General features: G+C 64.9%; 11 protein-coding genes and 1 pseudogene. 3 read left to right on the top strand and 9 right to left on the bottom strand.

Annotation, left to right across the window (positions count from 1 at the left end):
• Window positions 1–2: 2 nt before the first annotated feature.
• Window positions 3–368: a hypothetical protein gene (locus tag AC1DSF_RS21735; protein ID WP_478127698.1), complete on the bottom strand. Its 366-nt coding sequence runs from the start codon at window positions 366–368 to the stop codon at window positions 3–5.
• A 251-nt stretch (window positions 369–619) separates the two neighbouring features.
• On the opposite strand from AC1DSF_RS21735, the gene AC1DSF_RS21730 reads away from it, so the two are divergent.
• The gene (locus tag AC1DSF_RS21730) at window positions 620–997 is read left to right on the top strand and encodes a hypothetical protein (RefSeq protein WP_478127697.1); all 378 of its coding nucleotides are present in this window, start codon (window positions 620–622) and stop codon (window positions 995–997) included.
• Window positions 998–1,009: 12 nt separating this feature from the next.
• Here AC1DSF_RS21730 and AC1DSF_RS21725 read toward each other — a convergent pair whose 3' ends face one another.
• A complete protein-coding gene (locus AC1DSF_RS21725; protein ID WP_478127696.1) occupies window positions 1,010–1,495 on the bottom strand; it encodes a hypothetical protein in 486 nt (161 codons plus the stop codon).
• A 346-nt stretch (window positions 1,496–1,841) separates the two neighbouring features.
• Between AC1DSF_RS21725 and AC1DSF_RS21720 the strand changes: the two are divergent.
• Window positions 1,842–1,931: pseudogene (locus AC1DSF_RS21720) on the top strand (FAD-dependent monooxygenase); the annotation flags it as partial.
• Between the two features lie 83 nt (window positions 1,932–2,014).
• Here AC1DSF_RS21720 and AC1DSF_RS21715 read toward each other — a convergent pair.
• From AC1DSF_RS21715 to AC1DSF_RS21685, 7 genes are all read right to left on the bottom strand, one after another.
• Entirely contained in the window at window positions 2,015–2,527 is a 513-nt protein-coding gene (locus AC1DSF_RS21715) for a tetratricopeptide repeat protein (RefSeq protein ID WP_478127695.1), read from the bottom strand.
• 28 nt (window positions 2,528–2,555) lie between these two features.
• Complete coding sequence (locus tag AC1DSF_RS21710; RefSeq protein WP_478127694.1) at window positions 2,556–3,722, bottom strand: TIGR03118 family protein; 1,167 nt, start codon at window positions 3,720–3,722, stop codon at window positions 2,556–2,558.
• 69 nt (window positions 3,723–3,791) lie between these two features.
• On the bottom strand, window positions 3,792–4,484 hold the full coding sequence (locus AC1DSF_RS21705) for a TorF family putative porin (RefSeq protein WP_478127693.1): 693 nt from the start codon (window positions 4,482–4,484) through the stop codon (window positions 3,792–3,794).
• A gap of 1 nt (window position 4,485) precedes the next feature.
• Entirely contained in the window at window positions 4,486–5,736 is a 1,251-nt protein-coding gene (locus AC1DSF_RS21700) for a S8 family peptidase (protein ID WP_478127692.1), read from the bottom strand.
• Window positions 5,733–6,425, bottom strand: a complete 693-nt coding sequence (locus AC1DSF_RS21695) for an anti-sigma factor (protein WP_478127691.1) — start codon at window positions 6,423–6,425, stop codon at window positions 5,733–5,735. The genes AC1DSF_RS21700 and AC1DSF_RS21695 overlap by 4 nt, the downstream gene beginning before the upstream one ends.
• Complete coding sequence (locus tag AC1DSF_RS21690) at window positions 6,422–7,027, bottom strand: RNA polymerase sigma factor (RefSeq protein ID WP_478127690.1); 606 nt, start codon at window positions 7,025–7,027, stop codon at window positions 6,422–6,424. The genes AC1DSF_RS21695 and AC1DSF_RS21690 overlap by 4 nt, the downstream gene beginning before the upstream one ends.
• Before the next feature lie 165 nt (window positions 7,028–7,192).
• Window positions 7,193–8,986 carry a carboxylesterase/lipase family protein gene (locus AC1DSF_RS21685; RefSeq protein ID WP_478127689.1) on the bottom strand — a complete coding sequence of 598 codons (1,794 nt, stop codon included), beginning with the start codon at window positions 8,984–8,986 and terminating at the stop codon, window positions 7,193–7,195.
• Between the two features lie 170 nt (window positions 8,987–9,156).
• Here AC1DSF_RS21685 and AC1DSF_RS21680 point away from each other — a divergent pair, with 170 nt between their 5' ends.
• Window positions 9,157–11,940, top strand: coding sequence for an MGH1-like glycoside hydrolase domain-containing protein (locus AC1DSF_RS21680; protein WP_478127688.1), 2,784 nt, complete (start codon window positions 9,157–9,159; stop codon window positions 11,938–11,940).
• Window positions 11,941–11,942 lie beyond the last annotated feature (2 nt).

Below are 11,942 nucleotides of genomic sequence, written 5' to 3'. Positions count from 1 at the left end.
TGTCAGCGCGGCGGCGTTGGCGAAGGCGCCTTGTCCGGATGCGTGATCGGTTCAGGGTCGGAGGGGCCGGGTTCCTTGGGCTCGGCATGGGCCGGATCGTACGGTTGGCGCGCGGCACGTTGCGCGTTGGCTGCTGCAGCCGGACTCGGATGGGTTTCCAATGCCGGCGCCTTTGGCGCCGCCGCGTCCTTGGCCCGCTGCGGGGCCGGAGCAGGCGATTCCTTCGAGATCTCGGCGGGCTGCGATGGCGCTCCCGGCGCGGGCGGTTGCTGGGCGAACGCCAGCGTCATGGCGAAGAACAATGGCGCGAACGCCAGTCCGTTCTGGTTTTGAAGATGTTTTTGAAGATGTGCGAAGCTGATGGTCATCACAGTGCTCTTCCATTGGATTGCAACACTTTTCAACAGCAATAGCGCATCGAGCCGCCAACGGGCGTGAGCCCTCGACCCGCATCGGCGTAGGCGCCTCGCGCGCCGTGCGCGGAGGCCGGCCCATGCACATCCAAGCGAGCCGGCGCCTACACGGGCAGGGCATGACGGCTGATCAATCAGCGGCGCTAACGAAGCGATACACAACCGTGCACGACCGCCGCTCACACACTCACAACCAGGACGACATCATGGAAAGCAATTCATCGAACACGCGCTCAGAGACCATGGGGACCACGGGCGCAGCCGGTACTCAAGAGGACCCCGTTCGCCGGGCAACGGAAGACGCCGACAGCATGGGCCGCAAGGCCGCGGACGCGGCTCAGGGCTACTTGCAAGATGCCCAGGCCAAGGCGAGCGCGGCAGCTCAAGCCGGCAAGGCCTATGCGAAGGACGCCGTCAACGCGGCCGGCAAGAAGATCGACAGCATGAAGGGGCAGGCGGTCGACCTGAAACAGCGCGGCATGCAGTTCGCCTCCGACGAGCCGATGAAGGCCGTGGTCTATGCCGCAGCCGGCAGCGCGGTCCTGACGGCGCTATTGCTGTCGCTGATGCGCGGGCGCCGCTAGCGGCCGGGGCCGCTACTGCTTGCGCCAGCGCGCGACGAGACGCTTGATCGCGCGCGCGCTGCCCTCCGGATCGGTGCCGATCGGCCGATCGCGGTACAGCCCACGCAGCTCCGCAAGTACCTCGTTCAGGGCCGCCAGGTTGCGCTCGCTGTAGTGCCAGGTGCCGCTGACCACGAAGTGCCCAGGGATGGCACATGGCTTCGGCGAGACCTGAACGTTCTCGATGCCGATGCGGTGCATGGTCTCCACGCGATCCGCCGAAGGGTTCGACAGAAGCCCCGCCGGGCGCGAGAACGCAAAAGACACCGCCTGCACCTGCTGGACCTGTTCGGCGACGAAGGCGCAGATTTCGAGAAAGATGAGCCGGCTGAGATGCCGGCTTTCTTCCAGGCTGAACAAGGGCGGCGTGAAATGCTCGACCCATATCTCGTTGCCGGACGAACTGACTGGCACCGGGTCGACAGTGCAAACCAGGACCTCCCCGTCCAGGACCAGCATCGGGTCGCCCAGGCAGTACCGAGCCCCTCCAGGGCCAGTGATTCGAAGCTTATTCACTGTCTGTGGCGATCGCGCCCGGCCCTGTTCTCCGGTTTCCGCGTCGCCGCCTCCTCACTCGTGTCGTTGGCCGCGAATTTAATCCTGCCACGGACGATACGCCTTCGCCTGCGTGACAGGATGCTCTCGCTAACCCGAAGCTGGCCCGAACGAGTGCCGGGGTTGCGGATGGCTGGGGTAAACCCTCAAGCCGAGCAAGCTGTCTGCGCCTCAAGCAAGTACATGCAATGAACCCTCAGGTCCTCATCATCGGCGCGGGGCAGCCCGCTGGTGTTCTTCCCGATCGGACATGGTCGCTTTCGCGTCGTTGCATGTGCACAGTCCGGCCGGTGGTCAAGGCATGAACACCGGCATGCAGGACGCGATGAACGCCGCCGCAGCGACTGCACGAGGTCCTCGGCACCGGCAAGTTTGCGGTCTTGTCCGTCGGTACCCCGACTGTCGCCGTGAGCAGTGGAAGCATCACGTCCCGGTCTTCGCCGCGCGCTGGCTCCGGTACTTCGCGATCTCGCCCTTCAGGTCAGTGAACTCTTCGCACGGGAGAAAGCAGAGCTTGTCGAGCACCTTGAGTTCCTGCTCGGCCCGTGCGAGGTCACCCATCTGTAGATAGGCCTCGCCGAGGTATTCGTGCGCGCCCCTGTGCTTCGGGTTGATCTTCAGCGCCTTGTCGTAGGAACTCAGCGCGCCCTCGGTATTGCCCAGCTTGCGTTGCGCATGGCCCAGCTCGTTCCACGCGTCGGCGTCGCCGGGACTGCGCGCGACGTAGGCGGTCATGTGGGTCTGGACCTGCTGCCAGTCCTCCTTGCCGACCGCCGCCATTCCTGCACGGAAGTCCGGGTCCGGGTTGACGTTGACGGCTTCGCTGCCCCCACCACCACCGCCTCCTCCGCCGCCGCCACCACCACCGGCCGCCAGCGCGGAAAGGCTGAAGGCCAAGGACAGGCTGGAAATCAACATCACGACTGCATGTTTCATGGTGAGTTTCTCCTTCACAACACGAGATTCAACGGTTGTCGATGCGGCCATAGACGCCATGGCTTCCTCCGCCGGGGCCTGCGGCAAAGAATAGTGTGTTCGTGGGCTGGTTGTCGATGCCATTGCCGAAGGCAATGCCTTTCAAGCCATCAACGACGACAGGGCTTCCTGCCGCTGTCGAGAGCGTCCCCATGAACGCACCGTTGGTCGCGTTGAACGCATTGATCGTCCCGTCACCGGCATTGGCAACGAGCAAAGCGTTGCTGAAGGGACCGAAGTCGGCCGGCGCCATCGCCATGCCCCATGGCGCGTTGACCGGGCCGCCCGGCGGAACGAGGCGGCTGACGAGCCGGCCGGCAGTGTCGAAGACGTCGATGGCTCCAAGACCGGCTCCCGCGATGGGGTTGGCCGCTTGCGCGTCCTGCATGGCATAGCTCACGTAGATCAGGCTATTGATCGCCTGGACGCCGAATGGCGCGTAACCGGCCGGCAATGCCGGGTCGACGAAGGTGCCCGCGACGCGGGTCTGCTTGAAGGTCGAATCGAACATGTCGACTCTCGCGTGGCGGAAATCCGCTGCGTACAGAAAGTCCGCGGAGCCTTGGCTGGCGATGGCCAGGCCCGTGTAGACCGCGCCCGCGGGTCCGCTGTCGAAAACCGTGACCGCGTGAGTCATATCGACACTGGGCGACCAGCCGGACAAGGTGCCGCCTTGTCCCGCGAAGATAAAGGCGCTCGCGCCGGTGACGCCGTTTTGCGTGACCATGAAGTTCTGGTGGCCGTTGAAGACAATGCCGGTCGGCATCGCATTGCCGGCAGCGCCTGGCGGTATCGATACGACCAGCGATTGCGCAACGCCGTTGCCGTCGTAGAGGGTGGAGGTCGATGAGCCATTGTTCGCGACCCAGGCGAATCCCTTGGGGTTGAAGGCCACGCCCCATGCGTTGACAAGGCGTGCATCGCTGCTCGAGCTGCCGTACAGGTTGTTGGCCGCGGAGAGATCGGACACGAGGTTGGTCGCGGCATAGCTCATGCCGGTGGTTGGGCCCATGCCGGTTGCGGTGCCGGTGCCCATCCCTGATCCGGCGCCTGGCACGAACGGGCTGCCAGAGTAGCCACCACCGCCTCCGCAGGCGGCCAGCAGGAACGCGCTCGCACAGGCGAGACCGTACAACTTCAGGCGATTGGCTCTCATTGCGCATCTCCTTTGGGACGGGGCTCGGTGTATTCCGGGCCGGCGCCGAAAGGTTCATGCCGCCATCGTTCAAAAGGCGAGCGAAGCGCTCAGCACCAGCGCACCGCGCGATGCGCGTCCATAGGCAGTCGGGTAGACGGCGCTGCGGCCGCCTGCCACCCAGGCGAGCTGCACTTCCCACGCGTCGCGCGCGACGGCGGCCCCCAGGCTTGCATCGAAGCTCGCGTTGGCGTCTTCGGTGCGGGTGCCGCCGACTCGCATCAGCGCGCCGACGTGCGCCGTTGCGCGCATCAGGGCTGAAAGAGGCACGCCCACGTTGAATTCGCCATACACCGTACGCGCGCCGCTGCCGAAATAGTCGGGCGAGTAGTGCGCCCGCATGTTCCATCTCTCGCCATTCAGCCCAGCGAACACCTCGTAGTAGTCGTAGCGCGAGTCGGTGCCGAAGTGAACGCCGGTCACACCCGCTTCCCAGCCGAAGCGATCCGAAAGCCGGCTCGCGTACCCCGCATAGCCGAGCGCCTGCACTTGCCAGCGCGGCCGATACAGCATCACTTCAGTCAGCGACCCGCCGCCGAACCAGCCGCCCGGATCGTCATAGGCGGCGCTCAGGAGAAGGGTCGGCCGCTCGTCGCTGAGCGAAATGCCGCGATAGCGATAGTCGGAGAGGAGCGCGACGCTTGCACCGACCTGTGCGAAAGCGACGCCGCAGGCGAGGAAGAGCGAGGGGCAGAGCGCGGCACGCAGACCGGCGGTCGGCATGTCACTGACGCATGTTGAAGGGTGTCGTGGATCGCGTCACGGTGCGGACGCAGGCAGCATCGCCTGCGACGCGTGCCAGTGTGGCACAAGCGTCGATGTCTCCGCCGGGGAAGGCGACGACGCTGGCGAAGGAAGGCGCCGCTGCCGGTGCCGGCGATCGTTCGCGCATCAGGGCGAACAAGCCCGTCACGTGGGCTGCGGCATACGATGAACCGGACACGAGATTCCAGCGGCCACCCGGCAGGGTGGTTGGCACGTCGCGACCGGGGGCGACCAGCGTGCCGCGCAGTGCAGGCTCGCCGGTGTCGTCGGCGACTGCCACGACGCCCGCGTGCGATGCCGGAAATCCGCCGTCGGGCAACTTCCGGTCGAAGGCGCCGATCACGCTGATGCTGCGCGAGAGCGCGACATCGAGCAGCCTGTCGAGCAGGCGATCGCGCGGCCCGCTGAGGCTCAGGTTGATGACCGAGGCATCGTGCGTGATGGCGAAGTGAAGCGCCATCGCGAGGCTCAGGCTCGTACACAAGGTGCTGTCGCTGCTTTGCTGCCAGCATGCGCGCAAGGCAAGCAGACGTGCGTTCGGCGCGATGCCGACGATGCCGACGCCGTTGTCTGCGCGCGCGGCGATGATGCCCGCCACCGCCGTTCCATGGTCCTCGGCGACGTCACGGCGGCCGACGACGAAGTTCTCTCTGAGCACCACCTGGCCGACCAGGTCGGGGTGCAGTTCGTCGACGCCGCTGTCGACCACGGCGATGCGCACTTGTCGGCCGGTGGAGATCTCGTGCAGGTCTTGAAGGTGCCAGGCTTGCGCTACCGGTTGAAGCGGGTACAGCGGGTCGTCGTGGCCCGCCTGTGCCTGGAAGACGTTCATCGGCTGCGCCCAGGCCACGCGTGGATCGCGCGACAAGTCCTGCGCGACGCGTTCGGGCGATTGGCCGTCCGGCACGGCGATCACGAAGCAGTCCACACCCAGCAGCGGCATCGCCCAGTCGGTGATCAGTGTCAGGCCATGTTCGCGTGCGAGCGCTGCAGCCACGCGGCGCCGCGCACCGTGCGCCGGGCCGTCGCCGTAGCCGCCTGAATAGGCGCTCTCGGGCCGATAGTGCTCCGGCGGAAGGCGCAACAGCAGCAACACTTGCTGATCGGGAGCGGGCGTCGTGACGGTCGGCTCGGTCGGCGCGGCTACCGCGAGCGGCTGGACTGCGGCGAGGGAAAGCAGCCATGCCAGCACCACGAGAAGGCGCTTCATGGCGGCGCCCGGCCATCGAGCGACTCGACGAGCATCACCGTGCTTTCCTTGCGCATACGGTTGACCGCCGCTGTTTCGAGGCCGGCCGGCACCGCCAGCAGGTAGGCATCGGTGGCGGTCGGCCCATAGACCAACCGGGCTTCGCTTTCGCGCAGCACGCGTCGCATTTGCTGCTCCGTGGCCTCGGGTCGGAAGCGCACGATCAGGTTGCCATGAGTGGCGGCGCCACGCGGCGCGGGTCCGCCGAGTGCCCGGAAGCGCTGTTCCGGGACCACGGCCATCACGAGCACGCCGCTCAACGCCGCGACAAGCGCGCATTGACCGGCAAGCGCCCAACGAGTCAACACGGGAGTGTCCCGCCAGTGCGCCTTCAGGCGCGCCAGCAGTCCCTGGCGTCGTGGTGGCGATGCATCGGCGGCGATGCGCTCGCGCAATAGCGCGAATCCGTGGTCGGCGTTGCCGATGGGCGGAGGTTCCGAACTGGCGCAGGCGGCCTGAATCTCCCTTTCCCAGGCCAGTTCGGCCTGGCAGCGCGCGCATTCGGCGACGTGCGCTTCGACGCAGGCGCGTTCGTCCCTGGCTTGTCGATCTTCTTCGCCGGGGCTTGCGCCGGTGCGGACATACCACGGCAGCAGCGCCTGCACCTTCTGATGCACGTCCGTGCCGAGGGGAACGACGCGCCCGCTCACAGCCAATCCTCCAATCGACCGACGAGCAGGTTCTTCAATCTGCGACGGGCATGGAACATGCGCGTCTTCACGGTGTCCACGGGGCAGTCGACGATCTCGCTGATTTCGCGGCAACCGATGCCGTGGAAGTAGGTCAGGTGGACGACCGCGCGCTGCTCGAACGAGAGCTGGTCCATGGCCTGTGCCAGCACTTCGCGAATCTGCGACTGCGCGGCGCGGTACTCGGGATTGGCCTCCGCCGGCGCCGGCTGATCGTCGTCGCCTTCTTCCGAAATGGGCTCATCCAGCCGGCTCAACGCTTTCATGGCCTTGCGATAGCCGATCGCAAAGATCCAGGTCGACACCTTGCTGCGGCCGTTGTAGGTCGCGGCGCGGTTCCAGACCACCAGCATCGTGTCGTTGAGGACTTCTTCGACGAGGCCGGGGCGGCGCGTCAGGCGATCGAGAAAGCGCGTGAGGCGCGGGTGATAGGCGCGATAAAGCTGCTCGAAAGCCTGCAGGTCGCCCCTGGTCGTTCGGGCAAGCAAGCCCACCTCCGCGCGCTCGGCCAAGGACGCTTCCTCGGCCTGCGTGCGGATGGCATCGAGGGGCATGCTCGGCATCGGAAGCTCATGAGAGAGGGGCTCCAGCGCACTGTACTCCTCGTGCTCCGGGACGGGGCAGCCTGCCTTCGTGGGACGTGTTCGTGGGCCCATGCGCTTCTCGTGGGTTGGAACGGTTCATTCCAGCCCACGAGGAAACGGTTCAATGGACCCTGGGCCCCTGCGCTACTGTACGGAAATCGCCTTGCTGGTCGCCGTCGCGTCGAAGAGAAGCATCGAAGGCCACGGTTGCCAGGTGACGCCCAGCACCTGCGCGTTCGGGTCGCCTCGGCGGGCGAAGGCGCCCAGGCTTTTCATCATTGCTTCGGACAGTTGCAGCCGCCCCGGTTTGTTCGCGGTCGAGTTCGCGATGTTCGAGAAGAGCGAGGGCCCGAAAGTGCCGAAGATGAACGGCAAGTCAAAAGCGTGCGCCGCGCCATAGATGTCGTTCCAGGGCGCCGGCTCCTGGTCCCAGTCGAAGCGGTAATACCAGACCTCGTGCTGCTGCGCTTTCAGCGTGTTGAGCATGTTGTCGCGGCTGGCGATGAAGAAGATCTGGTTCAGCAAGTCCGTCTTTGCGTTGAAGCCCGTGACGGGCGTCGTCACCGGAAGGTATTGCGCCGGAATCCACTGGCCGATGCTCACCGCGGGCGGTGCGTCGGGGTTGTAGCTGAACTGGGTCGAGAACAAAGTTGCATCGCTCACGAGCCGGCCGCTGACGCCGCCGAGCGCGGGGGACAGCGCAAGGAAGGTCGGGAACAGCTTCGCCTCGTCGCGAGTGTTGCCCGCGAGCACGGGCACCCGCAGATAGTTCCCGGCGCGAATGGCGGCGATGGGATCGACGGGCAGGACGGCGCCGTCGGGGATGGGGCCGGAGCCTGCGAGCCCGAGCGGCGCGAGCTTGGTGAGCAGCGTGCCGAACAGCGTCGCGGGGCTCTTGGAGCGCAGATAGGCTGCGATCTGCGCGGGCGGTTGGCTGGCCACATAGGCGGCGGCGGAGGCGGCGTCGCTGGCGAGCCCGTCGGCAATAAGCTGGTTCGTGAGCAGGGCATTGCCCTGGGCGAGATACACCGGCTCTGGGCTCAGCGTCGGGATACTGCCGGGAGGCAGGTCCGTGGCAAGCGACAGTCCGCCGCTGAGCGGCACCGCGCGGTGGAAGAGCTTGTGGCGCGCGTTCGTGACCACGGGCGAAGCCAGGAGCGCATAGACGTTGATGGCCCCCGCTGACTGTCCCATCAATGTGACGTTGCGTGGATCACCGCCGAATTCATCGATGTCGCTTCGAATGAATTCAAGCGCCTTGACGATGTCGAGCAAGGCGAAGTTGCCAGAGTCTTCCTCCGGCTGGGTGCCCGACTTGAGTTGCGGCACGTCGAGGAAGCCGAAGATGCCGAGCCGGTAGTTCACCGTGACGACGACCGCCTGCGCCGCCTTGGCGAGCGCAGCGCCGTCGTAGACCGGGTCGGCCGTATAGCCCGACACGTCGCTTCCGCCGTGGACGAAGACGATGACGGGCAAGTCGTCCCGGTCATTCGCCGGACGCCAGATGTTGAGGTAGAGGCAATCCTCGTTGCCCACGGCCTGGTTCAGCGTGGTGCCGATGGTCGCGTCGTAGCGGTTGTTGACGCCCGGGCCGTAGATGCGGCCGTATTGCGCGCACGCATTGGCAAACTGCTGGGTCGCCTTGGGCTTCTTCCATGGATCGGGATCGACCGGAGCCTTCCAGCGCAGGTCGCCCACTGGCGGCTTGGCAAAGGGCACGCCCTTCCATGCGAGCGTCCCGGTGTTGCTGGAGTCGTCCACGCCAACGATCTTGCCGAAGTGGGTGCGCCGGGCAATGTCGGCACGGTCCGGGCGATTGCCGTGATCGCCGTGATCGCTGCGATCGTCGTGGTCGTCCCGACCCCAGGACGGCGTCTGCGCGAGAAGCGCGGCACACGCGGCTACAAAGCAGGCACTACGTATCGCATTGCGCATCATGGGCTTGTCTCCTCCAGGTTGGCTGGCAACGGTAAAAGCCACTACACGGGCGCGCCTACGGGATAAACCCGACTTCGCTTGTTTCACCTTGTTCCGGTGCTTCCATGTTTGTCTTGATCAAACATGCGGGGATGAGGCCCAATCGTGGTCGTTCCTCCAGGAGACCTCCCATGAGCACTGAACCTGCGGAAAAGCGACGGCTCGATGACGCGCATGCCAAGCGTGCGCCCTGGAAGAAGTGGGGTCCCTATCTCAGCGAGCGGCAATGGGGAACGGTGCGCGAGGACTACAGCGACAACGGCGACGCCTGGAACTACTTCACCCATGACCAGGCCCGCTCGCGCGCCTACCGCTGGGGTGAAGACGGCCTTGGAGGCATCAGCGACGACCATCAGATCCTGTGCTTTGCGCTGGCGTTGTGGAACGGGCGCGATCCGATCCTGAAGGAGCGAGCCTTCGGACTTGCCAACAGCGAGGGCAACCATGGCGAGGACGTCAAGGAGTACTACTTCTATCTCGACTCGACGCCGACGCACTCGTACATGAAGTACTTGTACAAGTACCCGCAGGCGGCCTACCCGTACAACGACCTGGTTTCCACCAACCGTGGGCGCGGCAAGCAGGAGGCTGAATACGAACTGCTGGATACAGGCGTGTTCGATGACAACCGCTATTTCGATGTCTTCGTCGAATATGCGAAGGCGGCGCCCGACGATGTCCTGGTGCGCATCACTGCGTTCAATCGCGGACCTGAAGCGGCGCCCCTTCATCTCTTGCCGACACTGTGGTTCCGCAACACGTGGACGCAGTCGGGTGGCGGCTCCAAACCGGTCCTGGAGCGTGTTGCCTCAAGCAGGATTGCGACGGTTCATGCGCGCCATACCGATCCGCTCTTTCTTGAATCGCTGGACGAGTACTACCTCTATTGCGATGGTGATGGCAACGCCGAAGTCCCGCTGCTCTTTACCGAGAACGAAACCAACAACGCGCGCCTCTTCGGCGGAACCAATGCCTCGGCCTATGTGAAAGACGCCTTTCACCGTTTCGTCGTCAACGCAGACTCGGATGCAGTCAATTTGGCAGGGCAGGGGACCAAGGTCGCGTCCCACTACAAACTCAGCGTGGCTGCGGGCCAATCGAAGTCGGTCCGGCTGCGGTTGACCACGCGAGGGCCCGAGGCGTTGCCGGCGCCCTTCGGCGACTTCGACGTCATCTTTGCGAATCGGCTGAAGGAAGCGGACGATTTCTACGCGTCGCTGACGCCTCCTACCGTTCAGGATGATCCTGACCGGGCGAACGTCATGCGGCAGGCGCTGGCCGGCATGCTGTGGACCAAACAGTACTTCTACTACGACCTCGATCTCTGGCTGGACGAGCACGGCGCCGGCAGCCAGCTGCCGCAATCGGAGCGCCGCAAAGTGCGCAACGTCGATTGGTCGCACATGTTCAACGACGACATCATCTCGATGCCGGACAAGTGGGAGTACCCGTGGTATGCCGCCTGGGACTTGGCTTTCCACATGATTCCGCTCGGCATGGTCGACCCGGACTTCGCGAAGCAGCAGCTCGACTTGATGCTGCGCAACGACTACCTGCATCCGAACGGTCAGCTTCCGGCCTACGAATGGAACTTCGGCGACGTCAATCCGCCGGTGCATGCGTGGGCGACGATGCAGCTCTTTCTGGTCGACAAGGAACGCCGCGGAGACAGCGGTGACATCGAGTTCCTGAAGTACGCCTTCTCCAAGCTGCTGGCCAACTTCACCTGGTGGGTCAACAGAAAGGACCGCACCGGCGCCAATGTGTTCGAGGGTGGTTTTCTGGGGCTGGACAACATCGGCGTGTTCGATCGCTCGGCGCCGCTGCCCACGGGTGGTTATCTCGATCAGGCAGACGGCACCGCCTGGATGGTGTTCTTCAGCCAGCAGATGCTTCGCATCTCCGTCGAACTGGCACTCAGCGAGCCTCTTTACGAGGAGTTCGTCGAGAAGTTCTTTCAGCACACACTCTTCATTGCCGGAGCGATGGACAGGGTGGGAGACCGCCAGGACGAGATGTGGGACGAAGAGGATGGCTTCTTCTATGACGTGCTGCGAATGCCCGACGGCAGCGCCACGCGCCTGAAGGTGCGCTCCATCGTCGGCCTTTTGCCGCTCGCAGCAGTCGCGGTGTTCGAGGAAAACATCGTCGAGAAGATGCCGAGGTTTCGCGAACGTGCGCGCATGTTCCTGATGCGCCATCCCGAGCTTGCGGCCAATGTGCATCTGCCGCAGGAGCCCGGCGTCGCAAATCGCCGGATGCTGTCGATCGTCAATGAAGAGAAGCTTCGCCGCATCCTCGCTCGCATGCTGGACGAGGACGAATTCTTCAGCCCCTACGGCATTCGCGCGCTGTCGCGGGTCCATCGCGATCACCCTTATGTCTTCGAGCACTCGGGCCAGTCGTATCGGGTCGCGTATGTGCCGGGGGATTCCGACTCGGGAATGTTCGGCGGCAATTCGAACTGGCGCGGCCCGGTGTGGATGCCCATCAACTTCCTGCTCTACACATCGTTGCTGCGCCTGTATGCCTATTTCGGCGAAGACTTCAAGGTCGAGTGCCCTACGGGCTCGGGGCGGATGATGACGCTGCTCGAAGTCGCCAAGGAACTGGGCGAGCGCCTGAGCCGGATCTTCGTGCGAGACAGCGAAGGCGAGCGGCCTGCGCACGGCAGCGCCCAGAGGTTCCGCGACGATCCGCATTGGCGCGATCTGGTGCTGTTCTACGAATACTTTCATGGAGACACGGGAGCGGGCATCGGTGCAAGTCACCAGACCGGCTGGACGGGTTGTGTTGCGCGCATCATTCAGACGAACGCCGTGCTGACGAAAGACCTGCTGCTGATGCCCGGTGCTGAAGCCGCGGCGGCGCGGGCGCTTCGAGGCAAGGCGGGGCCAGAGAATTCAGCGCGGTGATG

Source organism: Variovorax sp. 01N429 (assembly GCF_056399425.1).
Note: the sequence above shows the minus strand (reverse complement) of the source record. Positions and strands in the feature narration are given on the sequence as shown.

What these genes read in the sequence shown, in the direction of transcription:
- AC1DSF_RS21735 (WP_478127698.1), bottom strand. Translation starts at nt 368, where the DNA reads ATGACCATCAGCTTCGCACATCTTCAAAAACATCTTCAAAACCAGAAC.
- AC1DSF_RS21730 (WP_478127697.1), top strand. Translation starts at nt 620, where the DNA reads ATGGAAAGCAATTCATCGAACACGCGCTCAGAGACCATGGGGACCACG.
- AC1DSF_RS21725 (WP_478127696.1), bottom strand. Translation starts at nt 1,495, where the DNA reads ATGCTGGTCCTGGACGGGGAGGTCCTGGTTTGCACTGTCGACCCGGTG.
- AC1DSF_RS21715 (WP_478127695.1), bottom strand. Translation starts at nt 2,527, where the DNA reads ATGAAACATGCAGTCGTGATGTTGATTTCCAGCCTGTCCTTGGCCTTC.
- AC1DSF_RS21710 (WP_478127694.1), bottom strand. Translation starts at nt 3,722, where the DNA reads ATGAGAGCCAATCGCCTGAAGTTGTACGGTCTCGCCTGTGCGAGCGCG.
- AC1DSF_RS21705 (WP_478127693.1), bottom strand. Translation starts at nt 4,484, where the DNA reads ATGCCGACCGCCGGTCTGCGTGCCGCGCTCTGCCCCTCGCTCTTCCTC.
- AC1DSF_RS21700 (WP_478127692.1), bottom strand. Translation starts at nt 5,736, where the DNA reads ATGAAGCGCCTTCTCGTGGTGCTGGCATGGCTGCTTTCCCTCGCCGCA.
- AC1DSF_RS21690 (WP_478127690.1), bottom strand. Translation starts at nt 7,027, where the DNA reads ATGCCGAGCATGCCCCTCGATGCCATCCGCACGCAGGCCGAGGAAGCG.
- AC1DSF_RS21685 (WP_478127689.1), bottom strand. Translation starts at nt 8,986, where the DNA reads ATGATGCGCAATGCGATACGTAGTGCCTGCTTTGTAGCCGCGTGTGCC.
- AC1DSF_RS21680 (WP_478127688.1), top strand. Translation starts at nt 9,157, where the DNA reads ATGAGCACTGAACCTGCGGAAAAGCGACGGCTCGATGACGCGCATGCC.